The organism is Streptomyces sp. NPDC057617, assembly GCF_042800555.1.
Classification (GTDB): Bacteria; Actinomycetota; Actinomycetes; order Streptomycetales; family Streptomycetaceae; genus Streptomyces.
This window is the reverse complement of record NZ_JBHVGV010000006.1, coordinates 34,448-60,992: the sequence shown is the minus strand read 5'-3', so window position 1 is coordinate 60,992 and position 26,545 is coordinate 34,448. Positions and strand designations below refer to the sequence as shown.

Annotated in this window: 21 protein-coding genes; 17 read left to right on the top strand and 4 right to left on the bottom strand. The window is 72.1% G+C overall.

Annotated elements, in window-relative coordinates; genetic code table 11:
* The first annotated feature begins 2 nt into the window (after positions 1–2).
* From ACFU9P_RS16660 to holA, 4 genes are all read left to right on the top strand, one after another.
* Positions 3–2,564, top strand: a complete 2,562-nt coding sequence (locus tag ACFU9P_RS16660; RefSeq protein ID WP_384081831.1) for a ComEC/Rec2 family competence protein — start codon at positions 3–5, stop codon at positions 2,562–2,564.
* Positions 2,565–2,702: 138 nt separating this feature from the next.
* Positions 2,703–3,587: a YceI family protein gene (locus ACFU9P_RS16655; RefSeq protein WP_384081145.1), complete on the top strand. Its 885-nt coding sequence runs from the start codon at positions 2,703–2,705 to the stop codon at positions 3,585–3,587.
* Between the two features lie 76 nt (positions 3,588–3,663).
* The gene (locus ACFU9P_RS16650) at positions 3,664–3,909 is read left to right on the top strand and encodes a hypothetical protein (protein ID WP_384081142.1); all 246 of its coding nucleotides are present in this window, start codon (positions 3,664–3,666) and stop codon (positions 3,907–3,909) included.
* Positions 3,910–4,146: 237 nt separating this feature from the next.
* Positions 4,147–5,139, top strand: a complete 993-nt coding sequence (holA, locus tag ACFU9P_RS16645) for a DNA polymerase III subunit delta (RefSeq protein ID WP_384081140.1) — start codon at positions 4,147–4,149, stop codon at positions 5,137–5,139.
* 254 nt (positions 5,140–5,393) lie between these two features.
* On the opposite strand, the gene rpsT is transcribed toward holA, so the two are convergent.
* Positions 5,394–5,660: a 30S ribosomal protein S20 gene (gene rpsT, locus ACFU9P_RS16640; RefSeq protein WP_376386075.1), complete on the bottom strand. Its 267-nt coding sequence runs from the start codon at positions 5,658–5,660 to the stop codon at positions 5,394–5,396.
* A gap of 229 nt (positions 5,661–5,889) precedes the next feature.
* On the opposite strand from rpsT, the gene lepA reads away from it, so the two are divergent.
* Both lepA and ACFU9P_RS16630 read left to right on the top strand, forming a co-directional pair.
* A complete protein-coding gene (gene lepA, locus ACFU9P_RS16635; protein WP_376386077.1) occupies positions 5,890–7,758 on the top strand; it encodes a translation elongation factor 4 in 1,869 nt (622 codons plus the stop codon).
* Positions 7,759–8,058: 300 nt separating this feature from the next.
* On the top strand, positions 8,059–9,948 hold the full coding sequence (locus tag ACFU9P_RS16630; RefSeq protein WP_384081136.1) for an AMP-dependent synthetase/ligase: 1,890 nt from the start codon (positions 8,059–8,061) through the stop codon (positions 9,946–9,948).
* A 125-nt stretch (positions 9,949–10,073) separates the two neighbouring features.
* On the opposite strand, the gene ACFU9P_RS16625 is transcribed toward ACFU9P_RS16630, so the two are convergent.
* Positions 10,074–10,658 carry a two-component system response regulator gene (locus ACFU9P_RS16625; protein ID WP_384081133.1) on the bottom strand — a complete coding sequence of 195 codons (585 nt, stop codon included), beginning with the start codon at positions 10,656–10,658 and terminating at the stop codon, positions 10,074–10,076.
* A 334-nt stretch (positions 10,659–10,992) separates the two neighbouring features.
* On the opposite strand from ACFU9P_RS16625, the gene ACFU9P_RS16620 reads away from it, so the two are divergent.
* Both ACFU9P_RS16620 and hemW read left to right on the top strand, forming a co-directional pair.
* On the top strand, positions 10,993–13,194 hold the full coding sequence (locus ACFU9P_RS16620; protein ID WP_384081130.1) for a SpoIIE family protein phosphatase: 2,202 nt from the start codon (positions 10,993–10,995) through the stop codon (positions 13,192–13,194).
* A 153-nt stretch (positions 13,195–13,347) separates the two neighbouring features.
* Complete coding sequence (gene hemW / locus ACFU9P_RS16615) at positions 13,348–14,580, top strand: radical SAM family heme chaperone HemW (protein WP_384081127.1); 1,233 nt, start codon at positions 13,348–13,350, stop codon at positions 14,578–14,580.
* Between the two features lie 659 nt (positions 14,581–15,239).
* On the opposite strand, the gene ACFU9P_RS16610 is transcribed toward hemW, so the two are convergent.
* On the bottom strand, positions 15,240–16,061 hold the full coding sequence (locus ACFU9P_RS16610; protein ID WP_384081124.1) for a DUF3097 domain-containing protein: 822 nt from the start codon (positions 16,059–16,061) through the stop codon (positions 15,240–15,242).
* Between the two features lie 77 nt (positions 16,062–16,138).
* On the bottom strand, positions 16,139–16,924 hold the full coding sequence (locus ACFU9P_RS16605) for an MBL fold metallo-hydrolase (protein WP_384081121.1): 786 nt from the start codon (positions 16,922–16,924) through the stop codon (positions 16,139–16,141).
* A gap of 252 nt (positions 16,925–17,176) precedes the next feature.
* On the opposite strand from ACFU9P_RS16605, the gene hrcA reads away from it, so the two are divergent.
* From hrcA to ACFU9P_RS16560, 9 genes are all read left to right on the top strand, one after another.
* Complete coding sequence (gene hrcA, locus ACFU9P_RS16600; RefSeq protein WP_376384733.1) at positions 17,177–18,193, top strand: heat-inducible transcriptional repressor HrcA; 1,017 nt, start codon at positions 17,177–17,179, stop codon at positions 18,191–18,193.
* Complete coding sequence (dnaJ, locus tag ACFU9P_RS16595) at positions 18,194–19,333, top strand: molecular chaperone DnaJ (RefSeq protein ID WP_376384736.1); 1,140 nt, start codon at positions 18,194–18,196, stop codon at positions 19,331–19,333. It abuts the gene before it with no gap.
* A 131-nt stretch (positions 19,334–19,464) separates the two neighbouring features.
* The gene (locus tag ACFU9P_RS16590) at positions 19,465–20,535 is read left to right on the top strand and encodes a nitronate monooxygenase (protein ID WP_376384739.1); all 1,071 of its coding nucleotides are present in this window, start codon (positions 19,465–19,467) and stop codon (positions 20,533–20,535) included.
* Positions 20,532–21,269 (top strand): 16S rRNA (uracil(1498)-N(3))-methyltransferase, encoded by a 738-nt coding sequence (locus tag ACFU9P_RS16585; protein WP_384081116.1) that lies wholly within the window; start codon positions 20,532–20,534, stop codon positions 21,267–21,269. Before ACFU9P_RS16590 ends, ACFU9P_RS16585 begins: the two co-directional genes overlap by 4 nt.
* 132 nt (positions 21,270–21,401) lie before the next feature.
* Positions 21,402–22,730: an ATP-binding protein gene (locus tag ACFU9P_RS16580; RefSeq protein WP_384081114.1), complete on the top strand. Its 1,329-nt coding sequence runs from the start codon at positions 21,402–21,404 to the stop codon at positions 22,728–22,730.
* Positions 22,731–22,845: 115 nt separating this feature from the next.
* Positions 22,846–23,916: a tetratricopeptide repeat protein gene (locus ACFU9P_RS16575; protein ID WP_384081111.1), complete on the top strand. Its 1,071-nt coding sequence runs from the start codon at positions 22,846–22,848 to the stop codon at positions 23,914–23,916.
* A gap of 50 nt (positions 23,917–23,966) precedes the next feature.
* Positions 23,967–24,326 carry a histidine triad nucleotide-binding protein gene (locus tag ACFU9P_RS16570; protein ID WP_376384750.1) on the top strand — a complete coding sequence of 120 codons (360 nt, stop codon included), beginning with the start codon at positions 23,967–23,969 and terminating at the stop codon, positions 24,324–24,326.
* 5 nt (positions 24,327–24,331) lie between these two features.
* Positions 24,332–25,240, top strand: a complete 909-nt coding sequence (locus ACFU9P_RS16565; RefSeq protein ID WP_384081108.1) for a ribonuclease Z — start codon at positions 24,332–24,334, stop codon at positions 25,238–25,240.
* 127 nt (positions 25,241–25,367) lie between these two features.
* Positions 25,368–26,489, top strand: a complete 1,122-nt coding sequence (locus tag ACFU9P_RS16560; RefSeq protein WP_376384755.1) for a carbohydrate kinase family protein — start codon at positions 25,368–25,370, stop codon at positions 26,487–26,489.
* Positions 26,490–26,545: the final 56 nt, after the last annotated feature.

The following is a 26,545-nucleotide window of genomic DNA, read 5'->3' as shown; positions in this document are numbered from 1 at the left end:
CCATGGTCAACGGGGCGGCCGGCCACCACGCGGACCCTGCCGAGCCGCGCTGGGAGGAGGGTCCGGCCGACCTTCGGCTGGTTCCGCTCGCGCTGGCGGCCTGGGGCGCGGCGGCCCTCGCGATGGGCGTTCCGGGGCGGTGGACGGCTGTCGGGGTGCTGGTGTGTCTGGCGGTGGCGGGGCTGCTGCTCGCCTGGTGCGGCGCCGGGCGGCGGCGGCCGCTGGGCGGCGTCGCCGTCGCGGGCGCGCTGCTGTGCGCGGCTGCCGGAGCGGCGTCCGCCGGGCTGCACACCGCGGACACGTACCGGGGACCCGTGCCCGGACTCGCCGAGCGGTATGCCCGTGTCACGGTGGAGTTGACGGTCACCTCCGATCCCCGGCCCACCCGCCCCAGGGTTTTCGGCGACCGGATGACCGGCGGAGGGTTTGTTCTCGACGCGGATCTCACCCGGGTGACGGGACCGGGCGGGAAGACCACCAAGGGCCGGACGCCCGTCCTGGTGATCGCGGCGCCCGGTGAGCACGCCGGCCGGTGGCAGCGGCTGCTGCCCTCCACCCGGCTGCGGCTGACCGGGCGGCTCTCGCCCCCGCTGCACGACAACGACCCCTATGCGGCGGCCCTGCGGGTGGAAGGGAAAGGGCCACCGCGCGTCACCGGGCAGCCAACTCGCCTCCAGCGCATGGCCGGAGACCTCCGCGCCGGGCTGCGCGAGGCGACCGACAAGCTCGCGCCGGACGCCCGGGCGCTGCTGCCGGGACTGGTCGTCGGCGACACCTCCCGGGTGACCCCCGAGCTGCACGAGGCCTTTACGGCGACCGATCTCACGCATCTGCTGGCCGTCTCCGGAAGCAATCTGACCATTGTCCTCGCCCTGCTGATCGGGCCACCGGGGCTGGCCATGAGGGCGGAGCGGCGCGGGCTCGCTCCGCGGCTGCGGATCCCGCTGCGGTGGACCGCGCTGGGCGGCGGGGCGCTGACACTCGCCTTTGTGGTCGTCTGCCGGCCGGAGCCCAGTGTGCTGCGGGCTGCCGCCTGCGGGCTGATCACTCTGCTGGCCATCGGCACGGGCCGGCGCAGGACACTCATTCCGGCGCTGGCCGCCGCGGTCCTGCTGCTGGTGCTGTACGACCCGCCGCTGGCCCGTAGTTACGGCTTCCTCCTCTCCGTACTGGCCACCGGCTCCCTGCTCGTCATCGGGCCGCGGTGGGCCGACGCGCTGCGGCGGCGCGGGGTGCCGGCCCGGCTCGCGGAGGCGCTGGCCGCCGCGGGGGCGGCGCAGGCGGTGTGCGCGCCGGTGGTGGCCGTGTTCGCGGCGCGGGTCAGTCTGGTGGCGATCCCCTGCAATCTCCTGGCCGAACTGGCCGTCGCCCCGGCCACGGTTCTCGGGTTCGCTGCCCTCGCCATGGCGCCGGTCACGATGCCCGTGGCGGAGGCGCTGGCCCGGTGCGGCGGCTGGCCCGCGGGCTGGATCGCGTCCGTCGCCCGGGGTGGCGCGGCCCTGCCCGGCGCCGGGATCAACTGGCCGGGCGGCTGGCGGGGCGGGCTGCTGCTGGCCGCGCTGACGGTCCTGGTCGTGTTCGCCGTACGACGGATCCCGCGCCATCCCTGGACGGCCGCGGCCTGTGCGGTGTTCCTGCTGCTCGCGGTCCTGCGGCCGCCGCCGTTCTCCCGGATCGTCACCGGCTGGCCGCCGCCGGGCTGGGCGTTCGCGATGTGCGATGTGGGGCAGGGCGACATGGCGGTGCTCGCGGCGGGGGAGGGGACGGCGGTGGTGGTGGACACCGGTCCCGAACCCGGGCCGGCCGACCGGTGTCTGCGGGATCTCGGGGTCACACGCGTTCCGCTGCTGCTCCTCACCCACTTCCACGCCGACCATGTCGCCGGGCTGCCGGGGGTGCTGCGGGGCAGGGCGGTCGGCGCGATCCAGACGACGACCTCCGAAGAGCCGCCGGAGCAGGCCGCGTTCGTACGGAGGACCGCCGCCGGGGCGGGGGTGCCCGTCGTCCGTGCGGAGCCGGGGGAGCGGCGGCGGACCGGGCCGCTCACCTGGCGGGTGCTGTGGCCCCGGGACGGGCCAGGTCCGGCGGGCGGGGAGCCGAACGATTCCAGTGTCACTTTGTTCGTAGGGATCGACCGGGGGCCCGCCCTGTTGTTGCTCGGCGATCTCGAACCGCCCGCCCAGCAAGGCCTGTTGAGCGACTGGCCGGTGCTGCCGCCGGTGGATGTGCTCAAAGTGGCCCACCATGGTTCGCCGTTCCAGGATCCGGGACTGCTCCGCGCGGTCCGGCCCCGGCTCGCGCTGATCTCGGCCGGCCGGGACAACCCGTACGGCCATCCGTCACCCCGTACGGTCGCGGCGCTGCGTACCGCGGGAGCGGCGGTGCTGCGGACGGACACGGACGGGGCGATCGCGGTGGTGGGAGCGGGCGCGGGGCTGCGCGCGGTGCCCAGGGGGCGGGCCGGTCCTGAGGCCGCTCGGGCCGGGAGCGCGGGGCATATGGCGCGGGGGCCGCCCGGGGCGGGGGCTTCCGGCAATCTTCCGTCGGCGGTGTGTAGTACCTGAGTTCGCTATCTGTCCGTACGTTTGCCTCGAACGGGGCACGGGTGGTCGAATGCCTACTCGTCATGGGTCGCCGCCCCGACAAGGATGTCCGGCCGTGCGCGGCCCCGCAGAGCACGATCGCACAGGGGTACGTACAGCATGATGAGCCGCCTTCTCGGCCGACGGACGGCCACGCAGCAGAGAAACCACCCGCTCGCGGGACTGTCCGTGCCGCCCGGCGCCGGACTGCTGACCTGCCGGGTCCTCGACCCGGTCAATGAGCCTGTCGTACGGGCCGAGTTCACGGTGAGCGACAGCAACGGCCGCAAGATCGTGAGCGGGGAGACCGATCCGTTCGGCATGATCGTGGCGATGGTTCCCTTCGGGGAGTACCGGGTGGCCATCTCGGCCGAAAGCTTCACCCCGTACCGGGGCAACGCGTGGGTCACCGACGGCGGCGACTCCTCGGGCCTGGGGGACATCACCCTTCAGGTGGCGCCCTCGCTTCCGCTGCCGGCCCCAGGCGAGTGGGAGATCGAACCGGCCCATTCCCGGATCGGTTTCATCGCCCGCCACATCGGACTCGCCCGAGTCCATGGGCGGTTCGACAACTTCGCCGGGGCGATCAGGATCGGCGAGACGATGGACGAGTCGGCGATGCATGTGGTCATCGGTGCCGCGTCCATCGACACCAGTGTGCAGATGCGTGACGACCATCTGCGGTCGGCCGACTTCCTCGATGTGGCCAACTACCCGACGCTGGAGTTCTACAGCGACCGCTTCGTCCACCGGGGCGGCAACAACTGGGGGATCACCGGGGCGCTCACCCTGCACGGGGTGACCCGGACCATCACCCTCGAGACCCAGTACCTGGGCATAGGCAATGGAATGGAGGGCGAGACCCGCGCGGCCGTCCGCGCCACCACCGAACTGCACCGCGAGGACTACACCGTCAACTGGCAGTCGATGCTCGCGCGGGGCATCGCGGTCGTGGGGTCCAGCATCAAGATCGAGATGGATATCCAGATCGTTCCCAAGGGCTGACCACCGCCCCGGCGGACCCTTCCGGCCCGTCCGGCCGGGACGACAGGCCGGTACGACCGGCTGGGACAATACGGCCGTGAGCGATGTGAGACATGTACTGGTCCTGCCCGACCGCGAGGCCGCGGAGGAAGTGGCGCAGGCGCTGGGGGAGCGGTTCGGGGTCGACGACGAACCGCGGGTGATACGGGACGCCCTGGCCGGCGAGGACGACGCCGAGGACGCCCAGTGGCTGGTGGTCGTGGAGGACCCGGAGGCGCAGATGGACGGCGCGGCGCTGGACGCGTTCGTGGCGGACTGGGACGGCTGGCGGGAAGCGTACTGAGGCGGGGACCGGCAGCGGCTCGCGCCGAGCGACCGAGTGACCCGGCCGACCCAGCGACCCGACCCAGCGACCGCACCGAGCGACCTGGCCACCCCGGGCAGCCCCGGCCGGCGCCGAGCGACCGGGCGACGGCGCCCGACCCGGGCCGTCCGACCGGCGCCCGCGCGTGAGTTCGTCCCTCGGGCCGACGGCCGGCGCTGTCGGCGCTGTCAGTAGTGCGTGCGATGCTGGACCGCGATGGCCACCAGAAAGTCTTCCCCCGACGATCTCCTCGCCCCGGTCACGCTCGCCGTGGGCCAGGAGGACCTGCTGCTCGACCGCGCCGTGCAGCAGGTCGTGGCGGCGGCCCGCGCCGCCGACGCCGACACGGACGTCCGCGACCTCGCCTCGGACCAGCTCCAGCCCGGCACCCTCGCCGAGCTGACCAGCCCGTCGCTGTTCGCCGAGCGCAAGGTCGTCGTCGTACGGAACGCGCAGGACCTCTCCGCCGACACGGTCAAGGACGTCAAGGCCTATCTCGACGCCCCGGCCGAGGAGATCACGCTCGTCCTGCTGCACGCGGGAGGCGCCAAGGGCAAGGCGCTGCTGGACGCCGCGCGCAAGGCGGGGGCCCGCGAGGTGGCCTGCCCCAGGACGACCAAGCCCGCCGAGCGGCTCACCTTCGTACGGTCCGAGTTCCGCGCGCTGGGCCGCTCGGCCACCCCCGAGGCCTGCCAGGCGCTGGTCGACTCGATCGGCAGCGATCTGCGCGAGCTGGCGAGCGCCGTCTCCCAGCTCGCCGCCGATGTCGAGGGCACGATCGACGAGGCGGTCGTCGGGCGGTACTACACGGGCCGAGCCGAGGCGTCGAGCTTCACCGTCGCCGACCGGGCGGTCGAGGGCAGGGCGGCCGACGCGCTCGAAGCGCTGCGCTGGTCGCTGTCGACGGGAGTCGCGCCCGTACTGATCACCAGCGCCCTCGCCCAGGGCGTGCGGGCCATCGGCAAGCTGTCGTCGGCGCGTGGCGGCAGGCCCGCGGATCTCGCCCGTGAGCTGGGGATGCCGCCCTGGAAGATCGACCGGGTGCGCCAGCAGATGCGCGGCTGGACCCCGGACGGAGTGGCCGTCGCGCTGCGGGCGGTCGCCGAGGCCGACGCCGGGGTCAAGGGCGGCGGCGACGATCCGGAGTACGCACTGGAGAAGGCGGTCGTCGCGATCGCCCGCGCCGCCCGCTCCGGCCGCGGAAACTGACCACCGCCTGACCACCGCCGACCGGGCCCCCGTACACCGCCGTAGCGCACGCCGTACAGCCGTACATACGCGCATGACGAAGGCCCCGGTGCCGTCCTGGGGAAGGACGGCACCGGGGCCCGACGTCTTTTAAGACTGGACTCGCACCCGCGTGGCGAACGCAGTCGCGTACGAGTCCGGGAGTGCCGGTCAGGAGCGGTAGAGAGGGCCCGCTGAGTCCCTTCCGGCGGTCAAATCAAGTGGAGCGGAACAGCTCAGCCCTGAAGGGAAGCGACCTTGGCGGCCAGCGCCGACTTCTTGTTGGCGGCGGCGTTCTTGTGGATGACACCCTTCGAAGCGGCCTTGTCGAGCTTGCGCGACGCCTCACGAGCGGCCACGGTGGCCTTCTCGACGTCACCCTCGGCAGCGGCCTCACGGGCCTTGCGGATCGCGGTCTTCAGCGACGACTTGACAGCCTTGTTGCGCAGGCGTGCCTTCTCGTTGGTCTTGTTCCGCTTGATCTGGGACTTGATGTTCGCCACGTTTTTTACAGCCTTCTCAGCTTTGATGAATCACTAGCGTTGATGAGCCGGTGAACCGCTCACCCGTCCCGAACCGAGGTGGCGCGAGACACAGCCCACCACGCTACCAGCCACCCTCGGAGCCGCCCAAACCCGGCGCAGTCCCGTACCCATGGGACCATGGAGGCTACGTATCGATCCGCGTCCACCCGAGACGAGACGCCGCGCGTCTCAAGAATCAGGACCCCGCGTGCCCGCGACCCCTACCCACGTGCCCGAGCCGAGCCGTACGGACCCGGCGCTGCTCCGTAACTTCTGCATCATCGCGCACATCGACCACGGCAAGTCGACGCTCGCCGACCGGATGCTCCAGCTCACCGGAGTCGTCGACTCGCGGCAGATGCGCGCCCAGTATCTCGACCGCATGGACATCGAGCGCGAGCGCGGCATCACGATCAAGTCCCAGGCGGTCCGGCTGCCCTGGGCCCCCCGCACGGGTGAGGACCAGGGCACGACCCATATCCTCAACATGATCGACACGCCGGGCCATGTGGACTTCACGTACGAGGTGTCCCGTTCGCTCGCGGCCTGCGAAGGCACGATCCTCCTGGTGGACGCCGCCCAGGGCATCGAGGCGCAGACGCTCGCCAACCTCTATCTGGCGATGGAGAACGACCTCACCATCGTCCCGGTGCTGAACAAGATCGATCTGCCGGCCGCGCAGCCGGAGAAGTTCTCCGAGGAGCTGGCGAACCTCATCGGCTGCGGCCCCGAGGACGTCCTCAAGGTCTCGGCGAAGACCGGTGTCGGTGTGGACGCCCTGCTCGACCGGGTGGTCGCGGATGTCCCGGCGCCGGTCGGGGTCGCGGACGCGCCCGCCCGCGCGATGATCTTCGACTCGGTCTACGACTCGTACCGCGGCGTTGTGACGTACGTACGAGTCATCGACGGCCAGCTCAACAAGCGCGAGCGGATCCGGATGATGTCCACCGGGGCCACGCACGAGCTGCTGGAGATCGGTACGAACTCCCCGGAGATGCTCCCGGCGGACGGCCTCGGCGTCGGCGAGGTCGGCTATCTGATCACCGGTGTGAAGGACGTACGCCAGTCCAAGGTCGGCGACACGATCACCACGCTCACCCATGGGGCCACCGAGGCGCTCGGCGGCTACAAGGACCCCAAGCCGATGGTGTTCTCCGGCCTCTATCCGCTGGACGGCTCGGACTACCCCGAGCTGCGCGACGCCCTCGACAAGCTCCAGCTCAATGACGCGGCGCTGGTCTACGAGCCCGAGACCTCCGCGGCCCTCGGCTTCGGCTTCCGCGTCGGCTTCCTCGGGCTGCTGCACCTCGATGTGATCAGGGAGCGGCTGGAGCGCGAGTTCGGCCTCGATCTGATCGCGACCGCCCCCAACGTCGTCTACCGCGTACTGATGGAGGACGGGAAGGAGCACACGGTCACCAACCCGAGTGAATTCCCCGAGGGAAAAATTGACTCGGTGCATGAACCGGTCGTACGGGCCACGATCCTCGCGCCCAGCGAGTTCATCGGCTCGATCATGGAGCTGTGCCAGACCCGCCGCGGCACGCTGCTGGGCATGGACTATCTCTCCGAGGACCGGGTCGAGATCCGCTACACCCTGCCGCTCGCCGAGATCGTCTTCGACTTCTTCGACCAGCTCAAGTCAAAGACCCGGGGCTATGCCTCGCTCGACTACGAGCCCACCGGCGAGCAGACCGCCCACCTCGTCAAGGTCGACATCCTGCTGCACGGCGACAAGGTCGACGCCTTCTCGGCGATCACCCACCGGGACCAGGCGTACGCGTACGGCGTGCGGCTCGTCGCCAAGCTGCGCGAGCTGATCCCGCGCCAGGCCTTCGAGGTCCCCATCCAGGCCGCCATCGGCTCCCGGGTGATCGCCCGCGAGACGATCCGCGCCATCCGCAAGGACGTCCTCGCCAAGTGCTACGGCGGCGACATCTCCCGGAAGCGGAAGCTGCTGGAGAAGCAGAAGGAAGGCAAGAAGCGGATGAAGATGGTCGGCAGTGTGGAGGTCCCGCAGGAGGCCTTCATCGCGGTGCTGTCCAGCGACGAGTCCGGCGGCAAGGCGAAGAAGTAGCGGCAAGGCGAAGAAGTAGGCAAGGCGAAGAAGTAGCAGTGGCGCCCGCCGGGCGATGAGCGGCGGGCTGAGCGGGGGGTCCTCACACCGCGGTGTGAGGACCCCCCGCTCATCGCCCGGCTCCCCGTCGCTTTTCAAGCGGCGGCGTACGGCCTCTTACGTACCGGCCTGGTCCCCTCTAGTCTGATCACTGAGCCGTAGTTACCCGCCGGTTAGTTACCCGGCAGTCACCCGGCGGCCATGGTTCAGCCGGACGGTTCAGTTCAGTCACGCAGCGCAGCCGCGGGCCCGGAGGATGTCGTGAGCGACACACAGACCTTGATCGAGAACCGGCCGCCCTCCGTGGCGACCCTCTTCATTGAGCGCGTGGCGGCCACGCCCGACGCGGAGGCCTACCGCTACCCCGTCCCCCGTACCCACGGCCCGGGCCCCGACGAATGGCGCTCGCTGAGCTGGAGCGAGGCCGCGGAACGCGTGTACGCCATCGCCGCCGGTCTGATCGCGCTGGGCGTGGAGCCGGAGGAGCGCGTCGCGCTCGCCGCCGCCACCCGTGTCGAATGGATCCTCGCCGACCTCGGGGTGATGTGCGCGGGCGCCGCGACCACCACGGTCTACCCCTCGACCAACACCGAGGAGTCCGCGTACATCCTCGCCGACTCCGACAGCCGGGTCCTGATCGCGGAGGACGCCGCCCAGCTCGCCAAGGCCCGTGAGCGCCGGGCCGAACTGCCACGTCTCGCCCATGTCGTAGTGATCGACACCGCCGACGCGCTGCCGGCCGAGGGCGACCCGGACGGCTGGGTGCTCTCCCTGGCCGACCTGGAGGCGCGCGGCACCGAGTATCTGCTCACCCACCCGGAAGCGGTCAAGGAGCGGGTCGGCGCCATCACCGCCACCCAGCTCGCCACTCTGATCTACACCTCGGGGACCACCGGCCGCCCCAAGGGTGTACGGCTGGCCCACGACAGTTGGTCGTACATGGCCAAGGCCATCGCCGCCACCAACCTGCTCAGCAAGGACGACGTGCAGTATCTGTGGCTGCCGCTCGCCCATGTCTTCGGCAAGGTGCTGACCTCGGGGCATATCGAGGTCGGGCACATCACCGCCGTGGACGGCCGTGTCGACAGGATCATCGAGAATCTGCCGGTCGTCCAGCCGACCTATATGGCCGCCGTGCCGCGCATCTTCGAGAAGGTCTACAACGGGGTCGCGGCCAAGGCGCGGGCCGGCGGCCCCGCCAAGTACCGGATCTTCAAATGGGCCGCCGGGATCGCCCGCGAGTACGCCAGGACCGGCCAGGACAACTTCCGCCGTACGGGCACCGCGTCCGTACCGTTCGCCCTCAACGCGCAGCACAGGGTCGCCGACGCGCTCGTCTACGCCAAGCTGCGCGAGGCGTTCGGCGGGCGGCTGCGCGCCGCGATCTCCGGTTCCGCCGCGCTGGCGCCCGACATCGGCTACTTCTTCTCGGGCGCGGGCATCCACATCCTGGAGGGGTACGGACTGACCGAGTCCAGCGCCGCCAGCTTCGTCAACCCGGGGGAGGCGTACCGTACCGGCACGGTCGGCAAGCCGCTGCCCGGCACCGAGGTACGGATCGCGGACGACGGCGAGATCCTGCTGCGCAGCCCGGGGATCATGGCCGGATACCACGGACTGCCCGAGAAGACCGCCGAAGTGCTGGAGCCCGACGGCTGGTTCCACACCGGCGACATCGGTGAGCTGTCCCCCGACGGCTATCTGCGGATCACCGACCGCAAGAAGGACCTGATCAAGACGTCGGGCGGCAAGTACATCGCGCCGGCGGAGGTCGAGGGGCAGTTCAAGGCGGTGTGCCCGTTCGTCTCCAACATCCTGGTGCACGGCGCGGACCGCAACTTCTGTACGGCGCTGATCGCGCTCGACGAGCCGACGATCCTCGGCTGGGCGGCGGAGAACGGCATGGGCGGCAGGCCGTACGCCGATGTGGTCGCCTCCGCGGAGGTGCGGCAGCTCATCGACGGTTATGTGCGGCGGCTCAACGCGGGGCTCCAGCGCTGGCAGACCATCAAGAAGTTCCGGCTGCTGCCGCGCGATCTGGACGTCGAGCACGGCGAGCTGACCCCGAGCCTGAAGCTCAAGCGGCCGGTGGTGGAGCGGGAGTACAAGGACCTGATCGAGGAGATGTACGAGGGGACGCGGGAGGTCTGAGGGTTCGCGGTGGCCCGAGGGTCCGGCGTGGCCTGAGGGCCCGGCGTGGCCTGAGGTACCCGGGAGGCCCGAGTTCCGTCGGGCCTCAACGGCGCCCGAGTTCCGTCGGGCGTCAACGGCGGCTGCTACCGCTCCTGTTCGCGTCGCAGCTCGCAGAGCGTGTCGCTGATACAGGCGAGCTGCTTGCCCAGCGCCGCGAGATCGTCCGGCGCGCCCCGCCGCAACGCCTCCTCTATCGACGACAGCCGGTCCGCGATCTCCCCGAACTGCCCGCGCTCCCGCGCCAGCAGCCGCTCGACCTCCCTGTTCTTGCGGTGCAGATCCAGGAAGACGCTGACCTTGGCACGTAACACCCAGGGGTCGAAGGGCTTGGCCAGAAAGTCCGCCGCGCCCGTGGCGTATCCGTGGAAGGCGTAACCGCCGCCGGACTCGGGCCCGTTCAGAAAGATGATCGGTATGTCCTTGGCGCGATCGAGCCGTTTGATCCGGTAGGCCGTCTCAAAACCGTCCATGCCCGGCATCCGGACATCGAGCAGGATCACCGCGAACGGCCGCAGCAGCAGCTCCCGTACCGCCTCCTCGCCGGAGCGGGCCCGTACGAGCGTCTCGTCCAGCGAGGCCAGGACCGCTTCCAGCGCGTCGAGATTCTCCTCCATGTCATCGACGAGAAGGATGCTCACGCGCTCGACGGTGGCTGTTGACCTGCTCATCCGGGTCTCCTTGTCGGCCTTCGGGGCCCTCGGCTCCCGGCCCCGGCCTTCGGCGGCCTTGAGCTGCGGGTCCCTGCCCCCGGCCCTCGGCTGTCGTCCGGCGGGGCAAGACTGCTCTGTCCGGCGTGATTTCGCACGTCGTTCCCGGGGTTTGAGACCGTGTCGCCGATGCCCGTGGCGGGGGTGCCCACTGGAGTCTCCGGGACCTGGCCGTTCTGCCAACTTCGGGCAAATATCTGCCCACTTCGATAACTCGGCGCATATGGGCGCGCTCCGTCTGTCACTCTGTCGGGATCGTAAGTGGCACAACTCCAGAACGGGATCAGGAGCCGCAGTGGGGCCCATTCCGATTCCGCGCGAGCCGTCGCACCGTCCGGCACTTCCGGTGCCGTTACGGCAGGGCGCGCGGTCGACATCACGTACCAGCCTGCCCGGCAACCCGCTCGCGCCGTCCGCCGCGCGCCGTTTCGCCCGCGCGGCGCTGGCCGACTGGACCGGCCAGGGCCTGCTGGCCACCTGTACTTTCTGCCGGGGCGACGGGGGGTGCGCCCCCGGGCGGCACAGCACCGACCTGCTCGCGGACGACGCGGCGGTGATCGTCAGCGAACTCGTCACCAACGCGGTGGTGCACGCCGGGACCACCGTCGAGTTGCTCTGCCGCCTCGAAGACGCCTCCGAGGACGCCTCGGGGACGGTGGAGGAACCGGCCGCCCTGGTCCTCGAAGTCTCCGACCACCATCCCGCGCGCGTCATACAGAGCGACGCGGAGGGGCAGGGGCCGTCCGGGACGCCCGAGTACGGCAGAGGGCTGCATCTCGTCGCCTCCCTCGCCGAGCGGTGGGGCATCACCTACCGCCCGGGGCTCAAGACCGTCTGGGCCCGGCTGCCGCTCGAAGGCCGGGACACGGGGCCGGGCCAGCCGGCCGAACCCGCGGTGCGCCGGGGGCTGCGGGCCGCGGAGATCCTGGCGCCCGCGTCGCGGCGCGCCGTACGGGACGATCCCGAGTGGGTCGGCCGGGGCGCGCTGTCGTTTCTCGCGGAGGCCTCCGAACTGCTCGCGGGGCAGCTCGACGAGGATCTGATCGCTGCGCTGGCGGGGCAGTTGCTGGTGCCGCGGCTCGCGGACTGGTGCGCGGTCTGGCTGGACGGCGAGAGCGGGCAGGCGGGCAGCGCGCCCCGGCTCGCGCGGGTCTGGCACGCCGACGAGTCGAGGACCGGGGAGCTGCGGGCGGTCCTGGAGAAGGAGCCGCCGCGGCTGCCGGACCTGCCGCGGGGCGGAGCGGTACGGGTGCCGTGGCCGGGCGGGGGCGGTACGGGCGGTACGGGCGTCGGCGCGGGCGGTACGGGGGCCGGTGGCGGTACGGGTACTACGGGCTCCGGTACGGGCAGTGCGGGGACGGCTGGTCCCGAGGCGGGCGCGGGCGCGAACTCCACGGACTCCGGCGCCGATACGACCGGAGGCGAGGGCACTGGCGCTGATGGCGTCGGCGGCGACGGCGCGCTCGCCTGCCGGCTCGTCGCGAACGGGCGCTCGCTCGGCACCCTCATGCTCGGCAGACCCGGCGGGGCCGGCGTCCCCGACGAAGTGACCGCCCTCGTGGAGGACTTCGCGCGCCGCGTCGCCCTCGCCATCGGCGCGGCCCGCCGCTACAGCCGCCAGGTCACCATCAGCCGTGTCCTGCAACGCGGTCTGCTGCCCAGCCAGGTCGCCCGTATCCCCGGTGTCGCCAGCTCCCTGGTGTACGAACCGAGCGACGAGGGGCTCGCGGGCGGCGACTTCTACGACGTCTTCCCCTGTCCGCCGGGCGACCGCTGGTGCTTCATGCTCGGCGATGTCCAGGGCAGCGGCCCCGAGGCGGCGGTCGTCACCGGCCTCGCCCGTCCCTGGCTGCGGCTGCTGGCCCGGGAGGGCTATCGCGTCGGCGGGGTTCTCGACCGGCTCAACCGGCTGCTTCTCGACGATGCGACGGAGGCGGCCGAATCGGCGTCCCTGGTCGTCGCCGCGGCGACCGGGACGAGTCCTGGTACCGGTACCGGCAGTGGCAGCGCTGGTGGCGCGGGCATGGGTGCGGGTGCGCAGGGCGCCGTACCGGCTCCGGGCGAGGGCGGCGGGCAGGCGCGCTTCCTGTCGCTGCTGTACGGGGAGCTGATGCCGCTGCCGGGCGTTGGAGGCGGCGTACGGTGCACCCTCGCCAGCGCCGGCCATCCGCTGCCGCTGCTCCTGCGGCCCGACGGGACGGTACGGGTCGCCGCGGAGCCGCAGCTTCTGCTCGGGGTCGAGGAGGACGTCACGTACGAGAGCCGTACGTTCGACCTGGAGCCCGGCGACACCCTGCTCTGTGTCACCGACGGGGTGACGGAGCGGCGCTCGGGGCCGCGGATGTTCGACGACGGCGACGGGCTCGCGCGGGTGCTGGCGGAGTGCGCCGGGCTGACGGCGCAGGGGGTCGCGGACCGGATACGGAAAGCGGTGCACGAGTTCGCGGAGGCACCGCCGGGGGACGATCTGGCGCTGCTGGTGCTCCAGGCGGAGTGACGCCGGGGCGGGCCGACGCCGGGGCGGGCCATCGCCGGAGTGGGCCGGCGACGGAGTGGGGTGCCGCGGGAACCGCGCGGACCGGGCAGCCCGGCCCGTACGGGACAGCGGTCGCCGTACGGGGCACTGGACGCCGTACGGGACACTGGACGCATGCCTTCCGCACTGCCCGACGGCGAGCCCGTACCCGAGACCGGAGCGCTGCCCGCGCATGCGCTGACGGGCGCGGCGGACCGGCCGCTCGGCTTCTACCTGCACGTTCCGTACTGCGCGAGCCGCTGCGGCTACTGCGACTTCAATACGTACACGGCGACCGAGCTGCGCGGCTCGGGCGGTGTGCTGGCGTCCCGCGACAACTACGCCTCGGCCCTCGTCGACGAGGTACGGCTGGCCAGAAAGGTGCTGGGCGACGACCCGAGGCCCGTACGTACGGTCTTCGTCGGCGGCGGTACGCCCACGCTGCTGGCGGCCGCGGATCTCGTACGGATGCTGGGGGCCGTCCGGGACGAGTTCGGGCTCGCGGACGACGCCGAGATCACCACGGAGGCGAATCCGGAATCGGTCGGTCCGGAGTATCTGGCGGCGCTGCGGGAGGGCGGCTTCAACCGGATCTCCTTCGGGATGCAGAGCGCGAAGCAGCACGTACTGAAGGTGCTGGACCGTACGCACACGCCCGGACGGCCGGAGGAGTGCGTGGCGGAGGCCCGCGCGGCCGGGTTCGAGCATGTGAACCTCGACCTGATCTACGGCACGCCGGGGGAGAGCGACGACGACTGGCGCGACTCGCTCGCGGCGGCGGTGGGGGCGGGGCCCGACCATGTCTCGGCGTACGCGCTGATCGTGGAGGAAGGTACGGGGCTGGCGCGGCGGATCCGGCGCGGCGAGGTCCCGATGACGGACGACGACGAGCACGCGGACCGGTATCTGATCGCGGACGCGGTGCTGGCGGAGGCAGGCTTCTCCTGGTACGAGGTGTCCAACTGGGCCACCTCGGAGGCGGCCCGCTGTCTGCACAACGAGCTGTACTGGCGCGGCGCGGACTGGTGGGGCGCGGGGCCAGGGGCACACAGCCATGTGGGCGGGGTGCGGTGGTGGAACGTCAAGCACCCGGGTGCGTACGCGGCGGCACTGGCGGCGGGCCGGTCGCCGGGCGCGGGCCGGGAGATCCTCTCGGCGGAGGACCGCCGGGTGGAGCGCATCCTCCTCGAACTCCGCCTGTCCGCAGGCTGCGAGCTGTCCCTCCTGACCCGCGAGGGCCTGACAGCAGCCGCCCGCGCGGTAACGGCGGGCCTGCTGTCCCCGGAGCCGTACGAGGCGGGGAGGGCGGTACTGACACTGAGGGGCCGCCTACTGGCGGACGCGGTAGTGAGGGACCTGGTCGACTGACGGGGTGCGCCGGGAGGCGCCCGCTGACGGCCCGCCTGGCGGCGGGCCGGGGTTACCCACTCGCTCCGCGCGTGCGGGTGGGATGCAGGGGTGCGGGTTCTCCTGTGGGCGGTTGCTCGCCGTCGGCGTCCGCGGGCCCGCGGCGGGGCGTGGGCTGCGCCCGCCTGAGGGCCGCCTGGCGCGGCCCCTGTGTACCCAGCCGCTCGCGCTGTGCGCTCACAGCGCGCCCCGCGCCGAGGCGCCGTCGGCGGTGCCGACGCGGCGCGGGCTGCGCCCGCCGTGCAGCGGCGCTCGTGCCCGCCCTCCGCGCGGGTACGCGGCGCGGAGCTGCCGTTTCCGGGGGCCCGGGGGTACTCGTACCCCTGAACACACCCCCCGCGCCCGCAGAGCGCGGTTCGGGGTCCCGGGGCTTGCCCCGGGTTCGGGAAGGGGCGGGGTGGGGAAAAGCCCCCGACCGCCCACGCCCGCGCGGGCAGGGGTGCCGGGGTCCCGGGCCGACCGAGCCGGGCCCCTGAGCCTGTGCGCTCAGGGGCCCGGGCCTGCCCCGGTTGTGGGCCGGCCCCGGGCCAGGTACTACCGCGCCGCGAGCCGGCGCACCGAGCCAGGCCGCCCCGCACGGGCGCGTCCCGGACCAGCCGTCCGCGCCCCACCCCCCCCGCTCAACCCTCCGGCATCGTGACGAAGTCGATCAGTTCCTCCACACGACCCAGCAGCGCCGGCTCCAAGTCCCTGAACGTCCGGACCCGTGACAGCACCCTCCCCCACGCCGCGCCCGTGTTCTCCCCCCACCCCAGCGCCCGGCAGACGCCCGTCTTCCAGTCCTCGCCCTTCGGGACCGTCGGCCATTCGGGGATGCCCAGGGACGACGGTTTGACCGCCTGCCAGATGTCGATGTACGGGTGGCCGACGACCAGCACGTCCGGGCCGGTGACCTGTGCCGCGATGCGGGATTCCTTCGTACCCGGGACCAGGTGGTCGACCAGGACGCCCAGCCGGGCGTCGGGGGCCGGGCCGAACTCGGCGACGACGGCGGGGAGATCGTCGATGCCGCCCAGATACTCGACGACCACGCCCTCCACGCGCAGATCGTCGCCCCACACCTTCTCCACCAGCTCCGCGTCATGGCGGCCCTCGACATAGATCCGGCCCGCCCGCGCCACCCGCGCGCGGACCCCCGGCACGGCCACCGAACCGGACGCCGTACGGGCCGGGCGTACCGGGCCCGCCGCTGTCGGGCGGACCAGGGTGACCACCCGCCCCTCCAGCAGGAATCCGCCAGGAACCAGAGGGAACACCCGGTGCTTGCCGAACCGGTCCTCCAGGGTGACCGTCGGCCCCTCCGCGGTCCGCTCGCAGCGGATCACCGCGCCGCAGAAGCCCGTCGACACCTCCTCGACCACCAGATCCGGTTCCGCGGGGACCTCGGGCGCGGGCGTGGACTTCTTCCACGGCGGCGTCAGATCGGGGCTGTAGCTACGCATTCGCAAGACGATAGGCCGCCCGCGCCACAACGGCTACGGCATCCAGGCCCCGTCTCGGGCCGACCCCGCCAGTACCGCTACGACCCCCCGAACCGCCGCGCCAGCGCCTCCCGTTGTGCCCGTACGAACGCCGCGTCCACCACCGCCCCGTGCCCCGGCACATACACCGCGTCCTCGCCGCCCAGCGCCAGCAGCCGGTCCAGGGCCGCCGGCCAGCGGGCCGGGATCGCGTCGGGCCCCGCCTGCGGCTCACCCGACTCCTCCACCAGATCGCCGCAGAAGACCACCGGAGGAGCCGCAGGAGCCCCAGAGCCCGCCGAAGCCGCCCCTGCCCCCGCCGAAGCCCCCGGCACCAGCACCGCCAGATCGTGCGCCGTATGCCCAGGCCCCACATTCACCAGCACCGCCCGCCGCCCCCCGCCCAGCTCCAGCACCAGTTCCCCGGACACCTCGTGCCGCGGCACCACCAGCGCCTCCACCGCCCGCGCCGTCCCGTCCGCGTCGGCCCCCAGCCGTACCGCCTCCTCGTACAGCCCCGGCCCGCCCCCCGACAGCAGCCGCGCCATCCCCACCGCCCCGTACACCTCGACCCCCGGGAACGTCGCCGTCCCCAGCACATGGTCGAAGTGCGGATGGCTCAGTGCGACATGCGTCACGCGCCGCTCGCCGAGCAGCGACCGCACACCCGCCCGGAGCCCCGCGCCGTCCTGGAGCGTCGCGCCCGTGTCGTACAGCAGGACGGAGTCCTCGCCGACGACCAGTCCGGCCGTCGCGTCCCACCCCGGCAGCCGGCGCCGCCCCACTCCGGGGGCCAGCCGCTCCCATCCGTGCTCTTCCCAGCGGAGATCCCAGCAGAGGTCCATACCAGGACGCTACGGGACGCTACGGAAACGGCGCCCCCGCCGACCGGCGCGATCGGGCGTTACCGTGCCCGGCCACCCTTGCTAGGGGTGTACCCCACGGCCGTACACTAACGGGGGGAGTGTTGGCACTCCCTGTGAGCGAGTGCCAAGAGCAAGTACCAAGCAGCCCAAGTACCAAGCCCAAGTACCAAGCAGTGACACGGCAAGAAGTGATACGGCCCGGGACCACGACCGTAGCTGGAGGTGTGCGCGATGCTCAGCGAACGCAGACTCGAGGTCCTGCGCGCCATCGTCCAGGACTATGTCGGCACGGAGGAGCCCGTGGGCTCCAAGGCGCTCACCGAGCGCCACAAGCTCGGTGTCTCGCCGGCCACTGTCCGCAATGACATGGCGGTCCTGGAGGACGAGGGCTTCATCGCCCAGCCGCACACCAGCGCGGGACGCATCCCGACCGACAAGGGCTACCGGCTCTTCGTCGACAAGCTGGCCGGTGTGAAGCCGCTGTCCTCGCCGGAGCGCCGCGCCATCCAGAACTTCCTGGACGGCGCCGTCGACCTCGACGATGTCGTGGGCCGTACGGTACGGCTGCTCGCCCAGCTCACCCGGCAGGTCGCCGTCGTGCAGTATCCCTCGCTGACCCGTTCGACGGTGCGGCATGTGGAGCTGCTGGCGCTCGCGCCCGCCCGGCTGATGCTCGTCCTGATCACGGACACGGGACGGGTCGAACAGCGCATGATCGACGCGCCCGCGCCCTTCGGCGAGACCTCGCTCGCGGATCTACGCGCCCGGCTCAACAGCCGGATCGTCGGGCGCCGGTTCGCGGATGTCCCGCAGCTTGTGCAGGACCTGCCCGACTCGTTCGAGCAGGAGGACCGCGGCGTGGTGTCCGCCGTGCTCGCGACCCTGCTCGAAACCCTGGTCGAGGAGACCGAGGAGCGGCTGATGATCGGCGGTACGGCCAACATCACCCGCTTCGGACACGACTTCCCTCTGACCATCCGGCCGGTGCTGGAGGCGCTGGAGGAGCATGTGGTGCTCCTCAAGCTGCTCGGCGAGGCCAAGGACCCCGGCATGACCGTACGTATCGGGCACGAGAACGCCCATGAGGGGCTCAACTCCACGTCCGTCGTCGCGGTCGGCTACGGTTCGGGCGACGAGGCAGTCGCCAAACTCGGCGTGGTCGGACCGACCCGCATGGACTACCCCGGAACGATGGGAGCGGTACGCGCAGTGGCACGTTACGTCGGACAGATCCTGGCGGAGTCGTAAGTGGCCACGGACTATTACGCCGTACTCGGCGTACGCCGCGACGCATCTCAGGACGAGATCAAGAAGGCATTCCGGAGACTCGCGCGCGAGCTGCATCCGGATGTCAATCCCGATCCCAAGACGCAGGAGCGCTTCAAGGAGATCAACGCGGCCTACGAGGTGCTGTCGGACCCGCAGAAGAAGCAGGTCTACGACCTCGGCGGGGACCCCCTCTCGGCGAACGGGGGCGGGGGCGGCGCCGGCGGGTTCGGGGCCGGTGGCTTCGGCAACTTCTCGGACATCATGGACGCGTTCTTCGGTACGGCGTCGCAGCGCGGCCCGCGGTCGCGGACGCGGCGCGGCCAGGACGCGATGATCCGGCTGGAGATCGACCTCAACGAGGCGGCCTTCGGTACGACCAAGGACATCCAGGTCGACACGGCCGTGGTCTGTACGACCTGTTCCGGCGAGGGCGCCGCGCCCGGCACCTCGGCGCAGACCTGCGACATGTGCCGTGGCCGCGGCGAGGTCTCGCAGGTCACCCGGTCCTTCCTGGGCCAGGTCATGACCTCGCGGCCGTGCCCGCAGTGCCAGGGCTTCGGTACGGTCGTGCCGACGCCGTGCCCCGAGTGCGCGGGCGACGGGCGCATCCGCTCCCGCCGTACGCTCACGGTCAAGATCCCGGCCGGTGTCGACAACGGCACCCGGATCCAGCTCGCGGGCGAGGGCGAGGTCGGGCCCGGCGGCGGTCCCGCCGGTGACCTGTATGTCGAGATCCATGAGCTGGCGCACGCGGTGTTCCAGCGGCGCGGGGACGATCTGCACTGCACGGTGACCATTCCGATGACGGCGGCCGCGCTCGGTACGAAGTGCCCGCTGGAGACGCTGGACGGGATGGAGGAGATCGACGTACGGCCGGGTACGCAGTCGGGCCAGTCGATCCCGCTGCACGGGCGCGGCATCACGCATCTGCGGGGCGGCGGCCGGGGCGATCTGATCGTGCATGTCGAGGTGATGACCCCGGCGAAGCTGGACCCGGAGCAGGAGCGGCTCCTGCGGGAACTGGCGAAACTGCGGGGCGAGGAACGCCCGACGGGGCAGTTCCAGCCCGGCCAGCAGGGTCTGTTCTCCCGCCTGAAGGACGCGTTCAACGGGCGTTAGGCGCGCGCCCTGTTGGCCTCGATGCTGTCCTCAATCGCCGGACGGGCTGTTTTTTGCGGCCCGTCCGGCGATTGTAGACAACCGCCCGGACCGATTCGGAGCTGTCCCGGAGGGCATGGCACCATGCCTCCATGTCCTCCGCGTTGACCGATCTCTGCCGGTATCCGATCGTGCAGGCCCCCATGGCGGGTGGTGCCTCCTGCCCGCAGCTCGCCGCGGCCGTCTGCGAGGCCGGCGGGCTCGGCTTCCTCGCCGCCGGGTACAAGACCGCGGACGGCATGTACGAAGAGGTCAAACAGCTGCGCGGGCTGACAGGCCAGCCCTTCGGGATCAACCTCTTCATGCCCCAGACGCAGTCCGCCGACCGCGCGGCCGTGGAGGTCTACCGCAACCAGCTCGCCGGTGAGGCCACCTGGTACGAGACCCCGCTCGGCGACCCCGAGGCCGGCCGGGACGACGGCTATGAGGCCAAGCTGGCGATCCTGCTCGACGACCCCGTACCGGTCGTCTCCTTCACCTTGGGCTGCCCGAGCAGGTCGACCCTGGACGCTCTCGCCCGCGTCGGCACGTACACCGTGGTCACGGTGACGACCCCCGAAGAGGCGCAGGCCGCGCAGTGGTCGGGCGCCGACGCCGTCTGTGTCCAGGGCATCGAGGCCGGCGGCCACCAGGGCACGCACCGCGACGACCCCGCGACCGACGGCGCCGGCATCGGGCTGCTGTCCCTGGTGACCCAGGTTAAGGAGGCCGTGCAGCTTCCGATCCTGGCCGCGGGCGGGCTGATGCGCGGCGGCCAGATAGCGGCGGTGCTCGCGGCGGGCGCGGACGCGGCCCAGCTCGGCACGGCGTTCCTGGTGTGCCCGGAGTCCGGCGCCAATGTGGTGCACAAACAGGCCATGACCAATCCGCTGTTCGTACGGACCGAGCTGACCCGGGCGTTCTCCGGCCGGCCCGCCCGTGGCCTGGTCAACCGCTTCATGCGGGAGCACGGCCGGTACGCCCCGGCCGCCTACCCCGAGGTCCACCACCTCACCTCCGGGCTGCGCAAGGCCGCGGCCAAGGTGGGCGACCCACAGGGGATGGCGCTCTGGGCGGGACAGGGCCACCGTATGGCCCGCGAACTGCCCGCGGGACAGCTTGTCGAGGTCCTGGAGACCGAACTCGAAGCGACCCGCGCCTCCTTGGCGGGCAGCGCCTCGTGACCGCTCCGGTCTTTCTCGTCGAGGGCGGCGCGCCGCGCGTCGGTACGGTCGTCCTCGACGGCCCCGAGGGGCGCCACGCCGTCTCCGTACGGAGGCTGCGCGTCGGCGAGGAGATCGTCCTGACGGACGGCGCGGGCACCGGCGGGTACGGGACGGTCGCCGCCGTCGAGGGCAAGGACCGGCTGGAGGTCACGGTCACCGAGGTACGGACCGAGCCGGAGCCCTCGCCCTCGGTCACCGTCGTCCAGGCGCTGCCCAAGGGCGACCGCGGCGAACTGGCCGTCGAGACGATGACCGAGACCGGCGCCGACACCATCGTGCCCTGGCAGGCGGCCCGCTGTGTCACCCAGTGGAAGGGCGAGCGGGGCGCCAAGTCGCTCGCCAAGTGGCGGGCCACGGCGCGCGAGGCGGGCAAGCAGTCGCGCAGGCTGCGGTTCCCGGAGGTCATGGACGCCATGACCGGCAAACAGGTGGCCGCGCTGCTCGCGGACGCGGACTTCGCCGCCGTCCTGCACGAGGAGGGCAGCGAACCGCTGGCCACGGCGCCGTTGCCCGCTTCGGGCCGGATCGTGCTGGTGGTGGGGCCCGAAGGGGGCGTGTCCCCCGAGGAGTTGGCGGCTTTCGCGGAGGCGGGGGCGAAGCCGTACCGCCTGGGCCGTACGGTCCTGCGCACCTCGACGGCGGGGACGGCCGCCACGGCCCTGCTGCTCGGCCGCACCGGCCGCTGGTCCTGAGGCCCTGAGCCTCCGAGTCGGCGAGCCCTCCGGCCGGCCGCCCGGGCCTTCGGTGCTTTCCGCGGCCGGTCGGGCGGCCCGTACTCGCCACCCACTGGACAGCGGCCCACCGCCGCTTCATAGGGTGGTGACATGTCCGACGAGTCCCCGCTGATCCGGAGCCTGCGCGCCGCTGTGGCCGCGGCCCCCGACGACGTACCGCTACGGATCCATCTCGCCGAGCTGCTGCTCGGCGCCGGACACGCGGAGGAGGCGGTGGCCGAGGCGGCCGTGGCGCTCCAGCACGCTCCGGGGGACGCCGACGCGCGGGCGCTGATGCTGCGCGCCATGGGAATGCCGACAGCTCCAACGCCGCCACCCTCAATGCCGTCTCCCCCAATTCCGTCGCCTCCTAAGGAGGAGGACGCTTCCCGTCAACCTCCGTCCACTGCGGGTGAATTCGACTGGACCGCGGCCGAGCGGGAGATCAGCGACGCGATCCCGCCCCGCTTCGTCGCCCCCGAGGAGTCCGCGCCGCACCGGGCGCCGGAACCGCCCCTCGCCTCCGACGGCGGCGGCGAGGACTCCGCCACCGCCTCCGCCTGGGACGTCGATGCGCCGGGGTCCGTCACCCTCGCCGATGTCGGCGGGATGCGGGAGGTCAAGGACCGTCTGGAAGCCGCCTTCCTGGCGCCGATGCGCAACCCCGAACTGCGCAGGCTGTTCGGCAAGAGCCTGCGCGGCGGGCTGCTTCTGTACGGACCTCCCGGCTGCGGCAAGACCTTTGTGGCCCGGGCCGTCGCGGGCGAACTGGGCGCGAGTTTCCTGTCCGTGTCGGTCAATGACGTCCTGGACATGTGGATCGGCAACTCCGAGCGCAATATGCACGAGGTGTTCCAGACAGCCCGCCGCCAGGCGCCCTGTGTGGTGTTCCTGGACGAGCTGGACGGACTGGGCGCCAAGAGGAGCCGTACGCAGCACAATGGGATGCGCAATACCGTCAACCAGTTGTTGACCGAACTGGACGGCGTGGATGCGGTCAATGAAGGCGTGTTCGTGCTGGCCGCCACCAATGTCCCCTGGGATGTGGACATCGCCCTGCGCAGGCCCGGCAGGCTCGACCGCACCCTGCTCGTCCTGCCGCCCGACGCGCCCGCGCGCGAGGCGATCCTCAAGTACCACCTGCGCGACCGGCCCATCGAATCCGTCGATCTGGGCCGGCTCGTCAAGGTCACCGAGGACTTCTCCGGCGCCGATCTCGCCCATCTCTGCGAGTCCGCCTCGGAGAGCGCGCTGCTGGACTCGGCCCGTACGGGCACCGTCCGCATGATCAATATGACGGACCTGCTGACAGCGGCCAAGGAGATACGGCCGTCCACGGAGCCCTGGTTCGCCGCGGCCCGCAATGTCGCCATGTTCGCCAACGACGGCGGGATGTACGACGATCTGCTGGCCTATCTGAAGAAGAAGCGGAAGCTGTGACCTCCGGCCGCCGCCCCGCTCGTCCCGGCCGCCCCGCTCGTCCCATCCGTCCCGGCGAGGCCTGCTCGACCACCGCCTGCTCGACCACCGCCCGCTCGTTCACCGGCCGTTTCCGGTGAGCGAGGCGCTGACGCGGGCCGGCGCGCTTCATGAGATCGGCCGGTACGAACAGGCCGCAGCCTCCGTCTCCGCCCATCTCGCCGGCCACCCGGACGACGCGCGCGCCTGGGTCCTGCTCGCCCGCTGCGCCCTCGCCCTCGACGACCGTCCCACCGCGCTGCACGCGATCGACGAGGCGCTGCGCGCCGACCCCCGCCAGCTCTCCGGCTGGATCGTGCGCGCCGAACTGCTCGCCGGGGCGCGTCGGTACGCCGAGGCCGAGGCGGCGGCCCGCGAGTCGATCAGGCTCGCCCCGCACTTCTGGGGCGCGTACCAGGCCCTCGCCTGGGTCCTGGACCGCTCCGGCGACCGCTCCCGCCGCCCGGAGGCGTACGCCGTCGCCCGGCGCGCCGCGGAGCTGGCGCCGGAGCACGACTCGGCGCACTTCCTCGTCGGGGTCACTGCCCACCGCCTGCGGGACTTCCGCACCGCCGAACTCGCCTACCGCACCGCGCTCCGGCTCAACCCGCAGAGCGGCGAGGCGCACAACAATCTGGCGATGCTCCGGATGCGGCGCCGGTGGTGGCGGCGCGGGGCGTGGACCGCGGCGGCGGAGGGCTTCGCGACGGCCGCCGCCCTCGACGGGGAGGACCGGGACTCCCGGTTCAATCTGGAGTCCATGGCCTGGGGCGTGGCGGCGGGCGCCCGCTGGGTCGCGCTGGCCGGATTCGTCGTCGCGGTCCTCGGTACGGTACGGATCCCCGGCGACGGCAGCGCGACAGCGGCCCAGATCACGGCGGCCCTGATGCTGGTGGCGCTCTGGGCGGGCTGGGCGGTGTGGGTACGGCGCAGAGTGCCCGCGCGGCTGCGCCGGCCGATGCTGCTGCTGGCCCGCCGCTGCCGGCCGGTGGTCGCGATGGCGGTCGCCGTGGGACTGCTGGGGCTCCACTCGCTGATCGTGGTCTCCATGCCCGGCGCGGGATCGAGCGCCATGGGCGGACTGGGCGTGTCCCTGTTCTGGGTCATGCTCCTCACCTACTGGTTCAGCAGGGCGGCTCTCAACAGGCGGCGCCCCGCGGACGGATAGCATGCGTCCGTAGCGAACCGATCACCGGCGGCGTCGAGGAGGCCCGGATCATGGCCGGAGAACCACAGGCCGACTGCCTGTTCTGCAAGATCGTCTCGGGGGAGGTGCCGGCCACCGTCGTCCGGGAGACGGAGACCACCGTCGCCTTCCGTGACATCAATCCGCAGGCCCCGACCCATGTGCTGGTCATCCCCCGGGTGCACTACCCGGACGCGGGCACCCTCGCCACCGCCGAGCCCGCCGTCGCCGCCGACATACTGCGCGAGGCCGCCGCGGTCGCCGTCGACGACAGGACCGACGGCAGCGGCTACCGGATCGTCTTCAACACCGGCGCGGGCGCCGGACAGACGGTCTTCCACGCTCACGCCCATGTGCTGGGCGGGCGCGGCTTCAACTGGCCCCCCGGGTAGGCGTCTTGTCCGTACGCGAACTGGTGGTGCTCGGCACGGCCAGCCAGGTGCCCACCCGCCACCGCAACCACAACGGCTATCTGCTGCGCTGGGACGGCGAGGGCCTGCTCTTCGACCCGGGCGAGGGCACCCAGCGCCAGATGCTGCGCGCCGGGGTCGCCGCGCACGACATCAACCGCATCTGTGTCACGCACTTCCACGGCGACCACTCGCTCGGCCTGGCCGGGGTCGTCCAGCGCATCAATCTCGACCAGGTGCCGCACCAGGTCACCGCGCACTACCCGGCGAGCGGGCAGCACTTCTTCGAGCGGCTGCGGTACGCGACGGCCTACCGCGAGTCCGTCCCGCTGACCGAGGCGCCGGTCACCGGTGACGGCGTGCTCGCGCGGACCCCCTCGTACACGCTGGAGGCGTACCGGCTCTCGCACCCCGTCGAGTCGTACGGTTACCGGCTCACCGAGCCCGACGGGCGGCGGATGATCCCGGCGCTGCTGGCCGAGCACGGGATCGGGGGCCCCGATGTGGGCCGTCTCCAGCGCGAGGGCGCGCTGAACGGGGTCACCCTCGACGAGGTCAGCGAGATCCGGAGGGGCCAGCGCTTCGCGTTCGTCATGGACACCCGGCTCTGCCCGGGGGTGCGCACCCTGGCCGAGGGATGCGATCTTCTGGTCATCGAGTCGACATTCCTGGACGAGGACGAGCGGCTGGCGACCGAACACGGTCATCTCACGGCCGGCCAGGCCGGACGGGCGGCGCACGAGGCCGGCGTACGGCATCTCGTACTGACGCACTTCTCGCAGCGCTACCCCGATCCCGAGGAGTTCGAACGGCAGGCGCGGGCGGCCGGGTTCGACGGGGAACTGACCGTCGCGGCCGATCTCGTACGCGTACCGCTGCCCAAACGCTCCGGCTGAATACGACATGGCATATGACAGGGCGGGCAGTTGGCGCGAACAAGGCGCCTGGGAAGATCCTGAGCGTCCGCCGAGGCCCCGGGGATCGGGCAGACTGTCCGGATCCGCACGCGACCGGGAGCCCGCCGTGATCACACCCAACGGAGAAATCGAACACACCGTCCATGTCGACGCCCATGTCGATCCGCTGGGCGCGGTACGCGCCCCGGACGACCCGGACTGCGACGTCTACCTCACGGGTACGGTCTTCCTCGACATCATCTTCACCGGCCTGGACAGCGCGCCCGTACGCGGTACGGAGTCCTGGGCGCGCGGCATGGGATCCAGCCCCGGCGGCATCGCCAACATGGCCACCGCGCTGGCCCGGCTCGGTCTGCACACCTCGCTCGCGGCGGCCTTCGGCGACGACCACTACGGCGAGTACTGCTGGGACGCGCTGGAGCAGGGCGAGGGCATCGACCTGTCCCGCTCCCGCACCGTCCCCGGCTGGCACTCGCCCGTCACCGTCTCCATGGCGTACGAGGGTGAGCGGACCATGGTGTCGCACGGCCACGAGGCCCCGCCGCCCGAGGGCGCCCTGCCCGAGTGCCCGCCCCGCGCCCGCGCCGCCGTCGCCGCGCTCACCCCCGGCCGCCGCGACGAGTGGATCGCCCGCGCCGTCCGCCACGGGGCCCGGATCTTCGCCGATGTCGGCTGGGACGACTCCGGCCGCTGGGATCTCGCGGGGCTGGCCGACCTGGAGCACTGCGAGGCCTTCCTGCCCAACGCGGAGGAGGCGATGCGCTACACCCGTACCGACTGCCCCAGGGCCGCCGCCCGGGTGCTCGCCGAGCGGGTGCCGGTCGCCGTCGTCACGCTGGGCTCGGAGGGCGCGTACGCGGTGGACGGCGCGAGCGGCGAGACCGCCGAGGTGCCCGCCATCGCGGTGGAGGCCCTGGACCCGACGGGCGCCGGCGATGTCTTCGTGGCCGGCTATGTCACCGGGACGCTCGCCGGCTGGCCGCTCGCGGACCGGCTGGCCTTCGCCGGGCTGACCGCCGCGCTCTCGGTCCAGGAGTTCGGCGGCTCGCTCTCCGCGCCCGGCTGGTCGGAGGTCGCGGCCTGGTGGCAGTACGTACGGACCTGCTCGGACCAGGACCCGGCGGCGCTGCGGCGCTATGCCTTCCTGGAGGAGCTGCTGCCCGCGCCGAGCAGGCCGTGGCCGCTGCGCAGGGCCGTACCGACCATCGGCTTCGGCCGCTCGGGCTGAGAGCCGCGACCGGACCGCCGCAAGGTTCCCGGTACGGCGCAGGTAAAAGCCCTAGG